The following is a 16,521-nucleotide window of genomic DNA, read 5'->3' as shown; positions in this document are numbered from 1 at the left end:
AAATATTCCGAAGAATGAACGGGTGAAAAATCGTCAGCATGGGTTTACACATTTTTTACACATTTTTCGGAATCTGACAACTTTCGTACAAATACGGAGAAGGATTTCTACCTATTAACAAGGCACCTAGTTTTTGTGCGATTTTTACACATAAGCTTAATTACACTTATCAAATCGTAGTATTTCTGAAGCCGATTTTCACTCAGTAATTCTAATCTTTACAAAAATTTTATACTTTAAGGTATAATTTTTATCTTATAAGTAATTATTTTATGATATAGAGGTTTTTTTATACTTGTTGTCTTTAAAGAAACTTTACAATAATTTAAGAAATAAAAATGTAAAAGAGGACGTAAACTGTGAAGTTTACGCCCAAATAGGGAAAGACGCGTAAAGGCACAGCAATGTTCCCTAACGCGTGCAATCTGCTTTCATAGAAGCGTTATTGTGTTTCTGGCTACTTGGCTCTGGCTTCCAAGTTTTCTAAGCGGCTTCTAAGTTCTTGGTTTTGTTGTCTGAGTTGGTCAAGTTCAGAACGTAACTGACGCAGCGCACTTTCGGAGCCGATGTTGTTTTGCACCTTGGAAATCTCTTCCTCAGCATAGCGGCGTACGCGTCCATCAGGTGTTTGGTCAGCCAAGGCTTGCAAAATCCCAATTGCTTTGGGGGTTTCCATTTGTCCGAGGGCTGTGACTACCGCCAATTGACTTAAAAAGAACGTATCCTTAGAAATTTCTGTTAATCGCTCTAAAATCCGTTCCACATTCACACTACTTTGACCAACAGAAATCTTCCCGAGAGCGCGAATAGCTCCTAAACGCAAGGGTTGCGGTACACCCTGCTTTGTATATTCCACGAGGAGATTTAAAGCTGCTTCTGAAGTTTTGAGTTCGGCTAAACCTGCGATCGCACCAATCCGCACGACTTCATTCCAACCCGCCTTGTCTTCCAAGACAGATTTCAGTAGCTTAATAACCTTTTCTTCTTTTGGTTTCTCGAATGTTGTCGCAGCAGCGATCGCCCCCACAGCGCGAGACGCTGCGGCTTCCACATAGTAGCTGGAATCTCCCACCTCCAGCAGTTCTTTCAACGCCTTATAGCTTTCATGAGTTTTGATTTTTGCGAGTGCTTCCACCACAGCACGCCGCACATAAGGGTTCTGATCTTTTAATCCAGCAACTAACTCATCAAAGACTTGATCCAGCTTGATTTCTGCCAGTTGTTTCGCCACCTCAACGCGTACACCCCAAAAGGAATCATTTTTGAGTGCAGCAGACAGCGCTTTTAAAGCCTCCAAACTCCCTTTTTCCCAAAGCTTCCGCTGCAAAAATGCGGGAGATGGGGTTGGGGTCAAATTCCAACTGGGCTTTCAACTCGGGTACTGGGTACTCTAAAGACACCGTTTTTAAGAAATGATCCCCCACATCAAAGCTAATAAATTGGGGTTTTTCCTCAAGAGGGAAGTAGAAGCTTTGTTCGCGTTGATTCACCCGCACAGTGAAAGTCTTGAGTACTGAGTTGTCAGTGCTGAGTGTTGAATTCTTCCTAGGTTCTGAGTTCTGGGTTGTAGAACTCTCGGATGGCGCGTCTGTACATTTGTCAATTGTGAGTTGTGAGTTCTCGGTTGTGAGTTCTAACTTTTGGACGTACCCAAAACCAATAGGAATTTTTAAATCAAATAAATCACTGCTATTATGACTTTCAGCATTTGCGTGGCTTTGAGTCACTGTAATCTTAGCCAGATTTGAATCTGCATCCCAAGAGTAAGCGACTTTAAAATCTGGATGACCGCCACGATAAACGTACTGGTCGAAGAGGAACAAGAGATTGCGCCCAGTTGCTTTTTCAATCGCCCGCAGCAAATCTACTGTTTCCACGGTTTTGTGGGCATTATCCTGTACAAATGTCTGAATTGCTTTCCAGAACAATTCTTCTCCCAATTGCGCCCGAATCATGTGATAAACACAAGACCCTTTCTCGTAAATGTGGTGGTCATAAAGTTCAATGGCTTCGCGGTAAACGTGCGTGACCATTGGACGGCGGTAGCGACCGCTATCTTCAGCCTGATAACTACGAGCTTGCAGTAAACGATAGTATGCTGCTTCTTGGCCACCATATTCATGTTCTGTCCACATAACTTCGGAGTAAGAAGCCATTCCCTCCTTAATCCAAGCATGGGACCAGTGCTTAATCACCACCAAATCACCAAACCACTGGTGCGCCAATTCATGGACGACTAAGCTTTCTGTGTTGCGGTTATCTAATGCAGCTTTTTCATCCAGCAAACATCTATCAGTTAACAGTGTAGCAGAAGTGTTTTCCATTCCCCCAAAAATGAAGTCGTCAACACAGACTTGCGCATATTTGGGGTAAGGGTATCGATAGCCATATTTTTCGCTCAAAAACTCTATCATCCGGGGAGTTTTGCCCATAGAGCGTTTGGCATCTTCCTCGCGACCTTTTTCAACGTAGTATGTCACAGGTATACCGTTCCACTCATCGCGAATTTCGGCAAACTTGCCTACTGCTAAAGTCATCAAGTAGGTGGGATGAATTTGCTGTTGTGACCAGTGGTAGATTTTGTCATCACCTTGTTGTTCTGTCGCAATCAGTTCGCCGTTGGAAATCGCGATTAGGGGTTTAGGGACTCGGATGCGAATTTCAGAAGTAGAAAGTTGTCCTGGGTAGTCAAAGCATGGGAACCAGAAGCGAGAATCTTCGTCTTCTCCCTGAGTCCACACTTGGGAGGGTTTATTAGGGTAGTGTTTATCTGGTTGGATAAAATAAATACCGCGTTGTGGTTTGTCTACTGAGTAAGCAATCGCAATAACAATGGGCTTGTCCACCTGTGTGGGTGGTGAGAGTTGGATAGACAACTGTTGTCCGTCGTAGTCAAACTTTTGCGCTTTCCCATCCACTTGCACCGATTGAATGTCTAAGTTGACAGCATCCAAATTCAAACGGTCAAGACCGTTGCTGATTGGTGTGAGTGTTATACTACAACTGCCGTGGTATCTGTTGTTATCTATGTCCAGGCTGAGGTCTAGAAAAATATGCTCTACCTGTCCAGGACGGTCAGGATTGTAGTGCGGTTTTGCCCCTGGTAATTCAAAAGATTTATACCGATTATTCTCTGTATCAAAATAATACTGCGACATTGATGTTTACTGAATCTTGGTAACCCTGAAACTTCTTAGTTGATGTTATAAGGAAAAACAGCTTCATCGGCTGTACTTCCCAGATCAACCCACGATACACCCTGAAATATTTTGTACACTGTTGTCTTTTGACATAGAGTGTCTTTTGACATAGAGTGTTTTACGTCTTAAGCATTTAACATTTTTTAATCAGATCCTGAAATTTTATATAAGTTAGAATAACTTGCAACTGTCGAAAGGAATATATTCTTCACAGAAAAAACAAATTGTTTACGGATTTGCTCTTAACCCCTTTGAAGTCATACTAGGAGCGCTGTCATAGCCAGAACTTAATAGATAGAAGTACTAATTTTATCAGTAAATCCCGAGAAATTAGTGGAGATGGGTCGTAGATCCAAAAACTCCACTTCGGACGTTTTTACTCACCTCTAGGACAATTTGTTGAGGAAAAGAGGATATTTACAATGCCGGAGAGTAAATCAAAATTTTTAATTCCTGCTGTTGGTACTGCCATAGTAGTGGCAGGAGGAATAGCAGCTTATATGTATTTTAAGGGTGGACCTTCTGGAGATCTATCCAGCGCTTTGGGTGCTGCTAAAATTGTGCCAGATGAGGCAATACTCGCAACTTACATTTCTACTGATCCAAAAGTTTGGGCAAAATTGCAGGAGTTTGGCACTCCGGAAGCACAAAAGATAGTTGGACAAGGTTTGGAGAACCTAAATAAAAGCCTGTCAACTGATAACAGCATTTCTTATGAAAAAGATTTAAAACCTTGGGTAGGTGGTGTGATGATTGCCATGCTACCCGCAAATCCAACGAAACCCGCCGCACAGAATGCTCCGCAAGCGTCACAGGAACCTAATATCCTAATGGTGGTGGGGATTAAGGATAAACTGAGCGCCTTGAATTTTGCTAACAAATTGAAGGCACAAAAAGATATCAAGGTACAGGAAACTGACTACAAAGGCGAAAAGATTATAGAAACAACTGGTAAAAGTGAACCTAGTTATACTGCGGTTTTGAATAACACCCATATTGTCATTGCTCCGTCCAAGCAAGCTGTAGAACATGCAATTGACACTTATAAAGGAGAACCTTCTTTTGCCAGTAAAGAAGGTGCAAACAGCATGCTGACAAGCGGTGTCAATGTAGATAACACCTTGGCACAAATTTATGTCCCTAATTATGGGAACATGGTACAGCAATTAATCGCCGCGAATCCTCGCTCAAACCCAATACCGCCAGAAACGCTGAAGCAGTTGAAGCAGATGAAATCTATGGTAGCGGCTGTAGGAATTGATAATGCGGGTGTGCGGATGAAAGCCGTTGCTAAGTTAGATCCGCAATTGGTCACATACCAGTATCAAAATAGTTCTGCTAAGGTGGTGTCTCAATTTCCTGCTGATACGATCGCTCTTTTAAGCGGAAACGGGATCACCAGTTGGTGGTCAGGGCTTGTAGCACAATCAAAAGATGTTCCGGAATTGAAGGTTACAGTTGAACAAGCGCGATCGCAACTCAAATTAGTTAATATTGACCTGGATAAAGAGATTTTCGGGTGGATGGATGGAGAATTCGGTTTTGCAGCTATTCCATCAAATCAAGGCGTGTTGGCGCAGGTTGGATTTGGGGGAGCATTGGTTTTTCATACAAGCGATCGCAAAACCGCTGCATCTACCCTCGACAAACTTGATAACCTCGTCAAAGCACAATCAGTGAATGTCGCGAAAAGAAGTATTGGCGGTAAAGAAGTCACTGAATGGCTTATTCCTCAACAAGGAGCTTTATTAGCACACGGTTGGCTAGATAATGATTCTGTATTTGTCACCATTGGTGGTCCCATCGCTGAAACACTTGCAGACCGCAAAGGTCAGTCTTTAGATGGTAGCGACAGCTTCAAAACCGTGGCTGGCACTTTGCAAAGACCCAACGGTGGATACTTTTACCTAGATATGGACAAAACCGTACCTCTGTTAAATCGTCTCGCTACCGCACAACAACAGCCGATGACTCCTGAAACAAGTGCGATCATGAATTCGATTCGCGGCTTGGGTATCACTGCTACTAGCCCCGACAAAACAACCACCCAAGTCGATATGTTGCTCGCACTCAAGCCGAAAACTGGGAATTAGAGCAGATACCCCATCCCTCATGCTATAATTATAAATCTCAACAAATAAATCTCAACAAAAACAAACTCAGTTTCTTGGAGAAACTGGGTTTGTTTGTTTGATAACCAACTCACTTTTTTTTCTAGACTTGTTGCAAAAGCCACATAAAGATATAGCAATCCTCCGCAGATTTGTGAAAATTGCCTAACCTTTAAATCCCCTCAGATCCCCGACTTCTTAGATAAGTCGGGGATCTTGCTTTTCACGAATCCTGCGCGGATTGCTATAGCAGGGGACGCTTGGACTGGGGACTGGGAAGATGTTCTTACAGGATTTGGGCGGCGTTGAATCCCCGTCCATAATCCTCCCAGTCCCTAATCCCTAATCCCCAATTCCCAGTTTAAAAAATATAAAATTCTTGTAGCCTAAAACAAAGCACGGCTCATGTAGTGGATTATGATTCATATCGGCAGGCTTTTTCCTGCTCCCAAAGGTAGATAAATTGTTTGAGCAACTTTACTGATGAACACGGCTGTAAAAAATACTCCGGGATTAGCTTCGCGCTTCGTAAATGGGGTACTGGCAATCAAGCCTTTAGCTAACCTAGCCAAGCATCAAGCAAGGCAAATGATGATTAAACGCGCCCAAAAAATTGGGGTAAATTGGCTCGAAGAAGTCCAGACGCTACAAGCGCGTGATTGGCAAACTGACTTGGCTAAAGTACAAAACCCCCAGTTCACCTACCCAGACTACTACTTGCGCCCATTCCACGCTTACGAAAAAGGTAACCTCTGCTGGGAAGCCGCCCTAGAAGTGGAAGTTGCTGCACAGACTGTTCACGCTACCATATGGCCTGGTACTGGCGCACAGGGCGATCGCAAACTACGCCAAAGTTACCACGACATTCTCAAACAGCAAATTTCCAAGGAACCACAAGATATCCTAGATTTGGGATGCAGTGTGGGTTTGAGTACTTTTGCCCTACAAAAAGTTTATCCCCACGCCAAAATTACGGGCTTAGACTTATCTCCCTACTTCTTAGCTGTTGCCCAATACCGCAGTCAGCAGCGCCATGCTCATATCAACTGGATTCATGCCGCTGCTGAATCCACTGGGCTAAGCGATGCCTCGTTTGATTTAATCTCCATTTTCCTGGTGTGTCACGAACTTCCCCAAGCGGCGACTCGGCAGATTTTTGCCGAAGCGCGGCGTTTACTGCGTCCGGGTGGTCATTTGGCAATCATGGACATGAATCCTAAATCTGAAGCGTATAAAAAAATGCCGCCTTACATTTTGACGCTGCTCAAAAGTACTGAACCGTATTTAGATGAATATTTCACTTTCGATATTGAACAAGCAATCATAGAGGCGGGGTTTAACGCTCCCACCATCACTGCTAACAGCCGCCGCCACCGCACGGTTATAGCTCATGTAGAGATGTAGCATCTACTTTCATTACATCATAAAAGCATACTACGTGTCTACATGGAATTGTTGTGGGCAATTATACCACCGCTGCTGCTTCTGGTTTACTACCATAACCGCCTTGCATCTGTTCCATTGTTGATGCGGCTGCTGTTTTTCTTTCTCTTGGGAGCAGTCTCTGGTTTTGTTGCTCTTAACTTAGAATTGGTTTTTGAAACAGTAGCCAATCATGTTGTTGACTGGCAGAGAATGCAGCGTCTCTTTGCAGGTGTGATGCTGCGGCAACTTATAGAAGTCGGTCCAATTGAAGAAGGCTGCAAGCTGCTAGCAGTCTTGCTCCCGACTTACTATCTCCAACGCCGATACCGCTTTCGCCCCACTTCTGTTTTTCTCTTTACCATAGCTGTTGCTCTTGGATTCACTGCCGAGGAAAATTGGGTTTACCTTTTTCATGGCACAGGATCAATTGTTGAGCGAATTATCAGCACGCCAGTTCACGCCATGTTTTCTGCCCCTTGGGGATATGCCCTAGGAATATCTATCGGCTCAAACATCTATTTACATCGATGTCACCACAATATTCCTAGGGCTTGGCTAAATGCTGTGATTTGTCATGCTTTCGTGAATGTTTTATCAATAAGTGGTCGCTATCCAATACCACTACGTTTACTCAGTTACGGTTTGTTTCCGTTTCTGGTATGGATGTTTTGGCGACTAGAACAGTTAGTGCGAAAGTTGCAAGGCAAAGGCGCGATCGCCGGAGGCGGGGCTTCGCCCATCGCTCTCATATCTAGTCGTACACCTCAGCAACGCTTTCGAGAACAAGCTTTGGTGCTGTTAACCCTGATGTTAGCTGGAAATGCTCTTTTTGGACTGTTTCTTTTAGCCAAAAGCCTAAGCTTCCTCAGTCCGTCTCAGCTTTTATACCCTGATGTCATATCATTTACACTTAGCCGCTTATTGCTATATCTCAGCCTTGGACTTTTGGCATGGGTGATCTATCGCTCTTTGCGACGTTGGGCACAGCGTCGATATTTTTAACTAGTTAACTACTAGCAAGCAATTTCCGTGCCAATGGTTGAGGAATCAACGAGAGGACAAATGCTGCTACTGTTTTGAAGTTGAACTTTTGTCTGAGAACATGCACTAGATATGGTCGCGCTTCTTTGACTTGTTCAGATCGCATCAAACCTATGGCTAGAGTTGTATGTGCTTGTAACCATTTCTCTTGGAAATAGCCCTTAAACTCTTGCAGCCGCTGATCTTCCATAAACTTACGGAAGCAAAAAATACCAGCTTTGCCAGCCCGGATGTTTGCCTGGCTGCTTACACCACCACTAATCATTGATTCCGACTGTAAATGCACGCGGTATTTAGCTAATCTTTCTGGAGAATAATAAGCTCCCCCTCCATTCCGACAAGCCAAGTATGTTAGGTACAGATCCCAAAAAGATCCCATTTGAGGCTGAAAATCATCCCATTCAATGGCATCCTTGCGGATAACAGTAGCCACGGCAGAAGGCACAGCTTGATGAACTATCCCAATTTCATAAAAAGGTTGATAAATGCCCTCTTTCAGTTGATCCCGCTTCCAGCGCTGTGTATTTTCCTCAGTAGCTGCATGATTAATCTTGCCATCGGGATCCATAATGTAGTGGTCGCTGAAAGCTACGACTAAATTTGGATTGGCATCAAGCTGTGGAACAAGCTTTTCTAATAAGTCGTCGTTCCAAACATCATCGTCGTTCAAGCTAGCAACATATTTACCTTTTGCCTCTTGAAATGCTCCGATCACATTCAACGAAATTCCTAAATTCTTGGAATTGCGTCTAAACCGGATTCGTGGATCTTGAAAAGATTCAATGATTTTTTGAGGATTCTCCGGGCTAGCATCATCAGACACAATAATCTCGATATTTTTGTATGTCTGGTTAACAGCACTTTTTATAGCTTCTTTGAGATAATCAGGGCGATTATAAGTGGGAATAATCACGCTAACCAGCGGTTCATTTGAATGATGCTGTAATTGCATAACCTCTACTCCTTAACTTCTTTCGGTAACTTTAGTATTGTGTTAGCACACGCTCTTCTTATTCTTTATCCTCAAAGTAAAGGAAATATTAAGGAACTTTCAAGTAGATGTTAACAAATAAAATTTAGTTTCCAAAAAGCTCTAAAAAAACAAATAATTAGTAATTTCCACCTACTGATTTTTTCACCTAAGCGAATTTACTTTCCGTTTTCATTGAGTAAGTCTTATTCACTATAATCCTTGTTGGGCATACTTTTAGAGCTTTTTCGGTCACACTAAACTCCTGAAAAACTGGGTATTACGAAGCCGAATATTCACAGTTAGGATAGCTTAATTTCACCCAATTTTACGGTTATCTATACAACTTCAAGAGAAAAAATTGGTGTTTTTTGTGAACTCAGTCAGTCTTGGCGTAATTATTAAAGCTATTAATAATATTATCTTTAAAAACTTTTTGATGCTATCTCTCTAAGGGAAGACAATGTTAAGTTAAGTCAACTTTGAAAAAAAATCGCAAGGCAGGCAAAAGTTTCCTTAATCTTTCTATTTTACTGAAAAATTTTTTCTATTTCTTTCTATCATCTTGTCAATAGAGAAAGCAACTCGGTATAATATGCAGACATTAAACTTTAGGAGTATGAGAAGCGAGTTAATAAACGCTATATATATATACAAAAAATCTATATTGTTTTACTAATTCATCGCAATGAGTAATCTTTTGCTAGCCTTGAGATTTATTTATTGTTTTTATAAAAAATTAGCATCTTGTTGAAAATAAATGCCCTTGGATTCACTGCCCAAGAGAATTAGATTTACCTTTTTCATGACACGGCATTAACTGTTAAGCTCATCAGCACCTCAGTTCACGCGACGTTTTCTGCCGCTTGGGCGATTGTCCTCGTGTCTTCCCACTGCGCTCCGCGCGATCGCCGGAGGCGGGGCTTCGCCCATCGCTCTCATCTCTAGTCGTACACCCAAGGAACGTTTAGGCAACAAGGTTGAAAAAAAGGGGCGACTAGTAAAACTAGAGCGCCCCTTTCAAATGCTTATGAATGGATGTGAATGGCTATTTGCTTTCAGCCAGCTACACGCGTACTAACACAGGTTCATTCTGTGCAGCGTTCACTGAGTTAGGATCTGACTCAGTACAATAAATTTCGCAGGAGTTATTAGGGCTTTCGATTAATTTGACTTTGTAGAGCTTGGCTCCCAATTCCTGGATGGGCGATCGCAGTAAGTGACTGATGTGAAGTGCAATATTCTCAGCAGTGGGAACGACTTCAGCGAAGTACGGGATGTCTTTGTTGAGGAAGGTGTGGTCGAATGGCTCGACGACATAATCTTCTATAGCTTTATTCAAAGCGCCTAAATCAATAATCATCCCAGTGCGTGGGTCAATTTCCCCTTTTACAGTCACTTCTAGATGATAATTGTGTCCGTGACCGTTGGGACGAGCGCACTTACCGTAAATCTCGAAGTTTTCTTCGCTGCTGAGGCGAGGATGAGCTAGCCGATGGGCGGCGCTAAAATGAGTGCTGACAGTGAGGTATGCTTCCATGCCGTTTCCTAAATAATCAGCCCAAAGTTGAGGATGTTCAAAAAGCTGTATGCGGACTAAAGGTAAATGGGGTGCAAGCCGTTGCCAAATCACCCGTGCAATGCTCTCAGTGGTGGGTAGAGTTTGTTGAAATTCTGACCACACATCGTTGAGATAGGAAAAGTCCAGTTGGCTGGTCACTTCTCGCTTAATAACGTGTTTCACATCGGACAAGTTGAGAACCATGCCATATTCATCTAATTCCCCAATTAAGGAGACGAATAAGACATAGTTATGCCCGTGTCCGGGAAATCTTGAGCAAGCATCAAATTTCTCAATATTTTCTGCTTCGCTCAGTTCTGGCAACCAATAGCGATGACTTGCTGAAAACTGAGCGCGGCGATTTACAATACATTGCATGAGTAAGCTGGGAGCAAAACTTAAAATTTCTTAACTTTTTACTGCTTCCAGCATAAACTAAATCTGTTGACTATTGACTGTTTTAATCATCACTACGGGATTTTCAAGAAATAAATTATCCCGTGAGCAGTGGGGTGGGCTTCTAGCCCGCCCTGAATATTGGGACGGGTGGGGACACTCCGAAGTTCCGAGTCTCCTCCAAAGACGCTACGCGAACGGAGGAAACCGACCCTCGGACTTCTCTCCATCCCACAAGAAAATTTGGCATTTTTTTTTATTTGAAAGTCCCTACACATACGCACCCACAGATTCTTGTGCCTCACGATATAAATGAGTGGCAGTGCGGAACATTTCTTGCCCAGCGTGCAAGTAACTCTCGTGGTAGTTGAGAGGGAAATATTCCAACTGATCTAACCCATCACCAACTTGATTCAGGCAATAGTAGAGGTGAGCTGCTGCTCTTGCTAAACTAGGTGGATTTGGTAGAGAACGAAAAGTAATTTGCGCTTGCCGGAGGTCGTCTCGACAGGCGTTTAGGTAATCCTGAAATTCTTCTAGGAGGACATCATCAAAGGGGTCAGCTGCTAGTTTCTCAATTTGCTCCTTTAGGGAAGTGAGAATGCTAAACAGCAGGCGATTTACTGGTTGATAAACCAGGTGCAGCCATTCCTCAATTTGTTCATCCGCATCCCTTCCTGTTTTTCGGGTCGCCTGGTATTGCTTTTGAGCTGCAGCTGCCCGCTGTTGCCTACCGCTGGTTGTTTTTTGAGATCGCTGACGCAATCTTTGGTCGTAATTTTGGCGATTTTGAACATCGCCCAAGACCTCATATGCTGCATTAACGCGGATAATTTGCTCAGGATCTGATGTGCCCTGATTGCTGTCGGGATGAAACATCTTGACCAAGCGACGATAAGCTTGCTTAATCTCCGCTTGGCTGGCGTTGGGATTGACTTTGAGTGTTTCGTAGTGGTTCGTCTTATCTGCCATTCTTCCAATTTATCGTTAGCTGATGCTAACTGCTACTCTTGGCTCCAAGTCTTGGAACAATGGTGTACTTAAGTACCTTTCTCCAAAACTCGGCTGAATCATTACTATCAAGCGCCCTTCGTTTTCTTTGCGTTGAGCGACACGAATGGCAGCACACAAAGCTGCTCCACTGGAAATGCCAGAGAGTAGCCCTTCTTCTCTTGCCAAACGCCGACCGTAAGCGATCGCTTCTTCATCGGTAACAGAAATCACTTCATCTATCATATTTACATTTAGCACTTGGGGAATGAACCCTGCACCGATTCCCTGAATTTTGTGGGGTCCGGGTTTTCCTCCAGCTAAAACTGGGCTATTTGCTGGTTCTACTGCGATCGCCTTAAAACTCGATTTGCGTGCTTTGATAACTTCGGCAACACCTGTAATCGTACCACCCGTTCCAATTCCAGCAACAATCATATCTACCTGTCCGTCAGTATCCTCCCAGATTTCCTCTGCTGTCGTTTCCCGGTGTATTTTTGCGTTAGCTGGGTTACGGAACTGCTGTAACATATAGGCATTGTGCGTCGTATCAACGATTTCCTGCGCCCGCCGAATTGCCCCACTCATACCTTCAATTCCTGGCGTCAGTTCTAATTCGGCTCCATACGCCCGCAGCATTGCCCTTCGTTCACCGCTCATTGTCTCAGGCATTGTCAAAATTAATCGATAGCCTTTTGCCGCTGCTACCATTGCCAGGGCAATTCCGGTATTTCCAGAGGTGGGTTCCACTAATATCGTTTTCCCAGGAGCAATCAACCCTTCTGCCTCTGCGGTGTTGATCATGCTCACGCCAATTCGGTCTTTTACTGAAGCCGCTGGGTTCATACTTTCCAGCTTCACCACAATCTGTGCGACACAACCTTCCGCTTGCGGGATACGGTTGAGTTGCACCAGAGGAGTACGCCCAACAAGTTCTGTAATATCACGAGCTATTCGCATACCTGAGTTCCTAGTCATTAGTTATGAGTTATGAGCCATTAGTCAACAGTCAATCATAAAAATTAACAACCTTTTTTTCTCATTGACTATTGACTATTGACTAAATGTAGTACATTATGTCCAACTGTCGTCGAGAATCTCGTTTTTCACACAGCTCCGCAAGCGTGTATTTTTGCAAAACTGCGTTTGCCGCAAGCCTTGCCTCTTGCCAAATATCTTCTACAACAGCACTGTCTACAGTTTTAGGATTGACATCTTCTTCACATGGGCGCACATCTAACCCTTCTAAACAACTCAATACCTCGAAAAGAGTGATTTTCCAGGGTTCTCGCGCCAACAGATAACCACCCTTTGACCCGCGCTGACTTTTGACTAGACCTCCACGCCTTAAGGTCGCCAACAGCTGTTCTAGATAGCGGTCTGGTATATTTTGTTGTGCAGCAATCTGTCGAATTTGCAGGGGTTCCCCGCTTTGGTAATGAATTGCTAGCTCTAATAAAGCAAGAATTCCGTATTCTGATTTACACGATAGTTCCACAGCAGCTTTTAGAAGAGGTGATGGGTTTAAAACAGAGGAGATACAGAGAAAGTTAAAAGTCAAAATAATTTTTTATTTTTTACTTTTCTTGTCCTCTTTACTAGTATACTCCGGTTATCCAGTGGGGTTTTGGTTTTAGTTTTTTAAATTTAACAGATGAAGCTTGCTCTGTGTAACCTACTCTCTTTTTTGTAGAGACGCTTTCATGAGAGCGCGTCTCTACAAAATTCATATGTATCGTGATGAACGTGAAATAGTAAGTAGGTCAACCTTAAAAAACATAAAATAAACCTAACCCCCCAGCCCCCTTCGCTATAAGATCCGCTTGAGAGTCAAAGCCTCTCCCCTAGAAAGGGAGAGGAATGGAAGCGAAGTCTTACGTTTACTTAAAGATGAGCAATTGTTAGCAATTGTAAGGAAATCAATCACTGTTGATTAGCCTCCAAAAATATAAAAAGCCCCGCTGTAAGGCGGGGAGCAATTTATTTAATTACAAAATGTTCTAGAAATTGTCAACCCTCTAGAAGGTGAAGGTTGTTCTTAGAGTTCCAATAATCGCATCATCGTTGTTGCTGTTCTGACCAGGAGATGTCAGGTAAATAACACCAGGAGTGATGGAGACGTTATTGCTCACCTGGTACTTGTAGAAGCCTTCGATACTGTAAGGTATGTCGTTAGCGCCTGCTACTCGACCACGCGCATAAGGTTGTGCACCTGCAAAAATACCTAAGACGTTACCGCGCTTTCCAAAGTCAGGTAAGGCGATTCCAGCTCCGTAGCTCCAAGCTTCATAATTATCATTGGCACCAAAGCCGTTGATGTCGTGATAGGAAACGAAGCCACTAATAGAGAACTTGTCACTCGGTCTCAACGCTGCTGACAAACCGTAGGAGTTACTAGAAGATGCGTTCGTGGTGCTGAGACCATTGGCTAGTGAGGTACCTACTACAGGCACGTTTTGTCCTTGGAATCCGCCAGCATCAAATAAAGCACTACCTGCACCGTGATATCCGTGGACGTAGGTAGCTGCTAATGCAAACCGCTGACCAAGATTAAAGTTCAACTGTCCTAAAGCAGCATAATTCCCCTCGAAGATACCTGAACCTCCATTAGGAGTATTCGCTTCAGAAGCCAAGTAACCTAAAGTTAACGAACTTGGTTTGAGGATACCACCACCCCTACCAAAGGGGATGTTGAGTGCTGCACCTGCGCCACCACCAATCCGATAGATTGGGTTTTCTGAAGCGAAGGTGGTCAAAGCACCATTACCGCCGTCATAGTCTTCAAAGTAGGGGTTGTTGGTAGCAGCATAATCGCTGTGAATACCACCAGTCGCTGCAACATAAAGTTGGGCAGGTCCTACAGGGACGTAGTAAGCCAGCCAATCTAGGACAACATCGTTACTGTTACTGGTATCCCCTGTAAGGTTAAAGGTTTGAAAGCCTTCAGCGGAGGTTTTTCCATTGAAGGTAGGCGTCCCTAGATCCAATCTTCTGGCGTTACCAGTAGCCAAACGGGTATGCAGAACGTCTCTACCAGTGAAGCTTGTTTGGAAGTCTAAACGTACCCTGTTTTGGAAGACAGTATTATTGTTACCGCCTGCTGTATCGCCAAAAGCATCAGTGAGGGCGAAGATTGCTTCACCAACGAGTTTGGTAGTTGTTGAGAACTGGTTAGCTTCCAATTCTGCTGTCTTTGCTTCTAATGTATCTACACGACCGCGCAGGGTAGCTAGTTCTGCAGAAAATTCTTCTTGCAAACGCTGCAAGGTAGCCAAGTCTTCTTTCCTGACCAAGTCAGTTGTTGCTGTAGCAATCAGTTCGTTGACCCGGTCTAAACATGCATTTAAACCAGCAGCAAATTCATAACGGGTCAAAGCACGGTTACCACGGTATGTACCATTGGGATAACCAGCAATACAACCATAGCGTTCAACTAAGGACTGCAATGCTTGGAAAGCCCAGTCTGTTGGCTGCACGTCGGAGAACTGGGAAACTGATGTCACTTGGGACTGAGAAGTTTTCCCCTCTTCGCTGTAGCTGTTAACTTGCTGCAAAACATTGACTTCAGTTTGTTGTGCTTGAGCCAATGTTTCTGGCTTGGGGGTAACTTCAGTTGTATTTGAAGTTGTTGATGTTGATACTGATACTGATGAAGAAGCTTCTTGATTATTGTCGATTTGTGAAACTTCCGTCTTCACAACTTGATGGTTGGTGTTGTTTTGACCAGCGATCGCTGTTGTGGGAACCAACAATGTTGCTCCTAAAAGCGCTGGACTGACCATCAAGCATTTCCACAAGAGATTAGACATCTTTCCTGTTCTCCTCACACCTTCTATAGATAACTTTTTTGCTGCAACTACTCTGGAAATATTCTCGAAATTACGAGTTTTTATTGATACTTGTGGATTAGGCATATTAGCCCTCTACACTATTTTAGTTTTTGCCAAGCTAACAACGAATTAAGTTTAGGTAAAGAAACCATGGAATTAACTTATGCAAAAACATAGTTGTATTTACTCGTAATTATAAGTCGGAAAAAGTCGATGACAAGATGGAAGCGATCGCCTTATAAACTGTCACACATCTCATCTCAGTGTCTTGAAAGAAATTTCTAGATAACATGTACTCCAAAACCTCCTGTGCAAGGGCTTTTTTCCACTTACAAAGCTATAAACATATGCAATTTTTGAAGCAAATAGCAACGCAAGCAAATCACTTAATTGATTTGGGAAATCACCTCTGCCAAATCAAAGTCTTTCTGCGTTAACCCACCAGCATCATGCGTTGTGAGTAAAATTTTGACTTTGTTGTAAGAAATCTCGATATCTGGATGATGCCCTGCTGACTCAGCAGGCTGAACAAGCTTGTTCACAAACTCTATAGCTTGGACAAAGTCTTTAAACTTGCGGTTATACTGCAACGTTGACCCCTGTCGTGTCCAATCTGGCAAATGGCTTACCCTTTCTTGAATTTCTGCCTCAGTAAGTAGCTGCGCCATATCATGAAATCCCAAAAACTGAATTTCTTTGTTCTTTTGTAGGATCTTGAACTAAAAAAGGACTGGTAGTCACTGACATTATGCCCTCTTCATTGTGGAATATAGAGGCTGAGTGCTGCTATTTCCTCTTCCTCCTGACAGTTCTTAAAAGACCCTAGCTTGCAAATAGGACGCGGAATTTACTCCTTCAATTGTTTAAGGTTGTTTAACCGAACACACAGATGCCGTACTCCTGTTTTGTAGGTAATGCCTACATACGTGGTACTAGCTACGTCTTTGTTACAAAATTTTTGAGTGTAACTGTTGTATTTTGTATAAAGTCAACAATC

At 43.2% G+C, this 16,521-nt stretch carries 10 protein-coding genes and 1 pseudogene; 3 read left to right on the top strand and 8 right to left on the bottom strand.

Annotated elements, in window-relative coordinates:
- Positions 1 to 457: 457 nt before the first annotated feature.
- Positions 458 to 3,158: pseudogene (locus V5G28_RS24170) on the bottom strand (M1 family aminopeptidase).
- A 464-nt stretch (positions 3,159 to 3,622) separates the two neighbouring features.
- On the opposite strand from V5G28_RS24170, the gene V5G28_RS24165 reads away from it, so the two are divergent.
- From V5G28_RS24165 to V5G28_RS24155, 3 genes are all read left to right on the top strand, one after another.
- Entirely contained in the window at positions 3,623 to 5,293 is a 1,671-nt protein-coding gene (locus V5G28_RS24165) for a DUF3352 domain-containing protein (RefSeq protein WP_332989777.1), read from the top strand.
- 501 nt (positions 5,294 to 5,794) lie between these two features.
- Positions 5,795 to 6,715, top strand: a complete 921-nt coding sequence (locus tag V5G28_RS24160) for a class I SAM-dependent methyltransferase (RefSeq protein WP_332989775.1) — start codon at positions 5,795 to 5,797, stop codon at positions 6,713 to 6,715.
- Between the two features lie 42 nt (positions 6,716 to 6,757).
- The gene (locus V5G28_RS24155; protein WP_332989773.1) at positions 6,758 to 7,738 is read left to right on the top strand and encodes a PrsW family intramembrane metalloprotease; all 981 of its coding nucleotides are present in this window, start codon (positions 6,758 to 6,760) and stop codon (positions 7,736 to 7,738) included.
- 4 nt (positions 7,739 to 7,742) lie between these two features.
- Here V5G28_RS24155 and V5G28_RS24150 read toward each other — a convergent pair whose 3' ends face one another.
- The 7 genes from V5G28_RS24150 to V5G28_RS24120 form a co-directional block, all read right to left on the bottom strand.
- Entirely contained in the window at positions 7,743 to 8,729 is a 987-nt protein-coding gene (locus V5G28_RS24150) for a glycosyltransferase family 2 protein (protein ID WP_332989771.1), read from the bottom strand.
- Positions 8,730 to 9,813: 1,084 nt separating this feature from the next.
- Positions 9,814 to 10,686 (bottom strand): 6-carboxytetrahydropterin synthase, encoded by an 873-nt coding sequence (locus V5G28_RS24145; protein ID WP_096563488.1) that lies wholly within the window; start codon positions 10,684 to 10,686, stop codon positions 9,814 to 9,816.
- Positions 10,687 to 10,974: 288 nt separating this feature from the next.
- Positions 10,975 to 11,676 (bottom strand): DnaJ domain-containing protein, encoded by a 702-nt coding sequence (locus V5G28_RS24140; RefSeq protein ID WP_332989767.1) that lies wholly within the window; start codon positions 11,674 to 11,676, stop codon positions 10,975 to 10,977.
- Positions 11,677 to 11,691: 15 nt separating this feature from the next.
- Complete coding sequence (gene cysK, locus V5G28_RS24135) at positions 11,692 to 12,654, bottom strand: cysteine synthase A (RefSeq protein ID WP_332989892.1); 963 nt, start codon at positions 12,652 to 12,654, stop codon at positions 11,692 to 11,694.
- A 100-nt stretch (positions 12,655 to 12,754) separates the two neighbouring features.
- Positions 12,755 to 13,192 carry an RrF2 family transcriptional regulator gene (locus V5G28_RS24130; RefSeq protein WP_096563491.1) on the bottom strand — a complete coding sequence of 146 codons (438 nt, stop codon included), beginning with the start codon at positions 13,190 to 13,192 and terminating at the stop codon, positions 12,755 to 12,757.
- A gap of 520 nt (positions 13,193 to 13,712) precedes the next feature.
- Complete coding sequence (locus V5G28_RS24125; RefSeq protein ID WP_332989889.1) at positions 13,713 to 15,503, bottom strand: iron uptake porin; 1,791 nt, start codon at positions 15,501 to 15,503, stop codon at positions 13,713 to 13,715.
- Positions 15,504 to 15,910: 407 nt separating this feature from the next.
- Entirely contained in the window at positions 15,911 to 16,192 is a 282-nt protein-coding gene (locus tag V5G28_RS24120) for a 4a-hydroxytetrahydrobiopterin dehydratase (RefSeq protein ID WP_096563494.1), read from the bottom strand.
- Positions 16,193 to 16,521: the final 329 nt, after the last annotated feature.

Origin of the sequence: Scytonema sp. PRP1, from assembly GCF_036697665.2 — a bacterium.
In the GTDB taxonomy this organism is placed as follows: domain Bacteria; phylum Cyanobacteriota; class Cyanobacteriia; order Cyanobacteriales; family Nostocaceae; genus Kalymmatonema; species Kalymmatonema gypsitolerans.
This window is presented reverse-complemented; position numbering and strand designations above follow the sequence as displayed.

Excerpts from the sequence above, each read along its gene's own strand:
- V5G28_RS24165 (WP_332989777.1), top strand. The coding sequence starts at position 3,623 with ATGCCGGAGAGTAAATCAAAATTTTTAATTCCTGCTGTTGGTACTGCC.
- V5G28_RS24160 (WP_332989775.1), top strand. The coding sequence starts at position 5,795 with ATGAACACGGCTGTAAAAAATACTCCGGGATTAGCTTCGCGCTTCGTA.
- V5G28_RS24155 (WP_332989773.1), top strand. The coding sequence starts at position 6,758 with ATGGAATTGTTGTGGGCAATTATACCACCGCTGCTGCTTCTGGTTTAC.
- V5G28_RS24150 (WP_332989771.1), bottom strand. The coding sequence starts at position 8,729 with ATGCAATTACAGCATCATTCAAATGAACCGCTGGTTAGCGTGATTATT.
- V5G28_RS24145 (WP_096563488.1), bottom strand. The coding sequence starts at position 10,686 with ATGCAATGTATTGTAAATCGCCGCGCTCAGTTTTCAGCAAGTCATCGC.
- V5G28_RS24140 (WP_332989767.1), bottom strand. The coding sequence starts at position 11,676 with ATGGCAGATAAGACGAACCACTACGAAACACTCAAAGTCAATCCCAAC.
- cysK (WP_332989892.1), bottom strand. The coding sequence starts at position 12,654 with ATGCGAATAGCTCGTGATATTACAGAACTTGTTGGGCGTACTCCTCTG.
- V5G28_RS24125 (WP_332989889.1), bottom strand. The coding sequence starts at position 15,503 with ATGTCTAATCTCTTGTGGAAATGCTTGATGGTCAGTCCAGCGCTTTTA.
- V5G28_RS24120 (WP_096563494.1), bottom strand. The coding sequence starts at position 16,192 with ATGGCGCAGCTACTTACTGAGGCAGAAATTCAAGAAAGGGTAAGCCAT.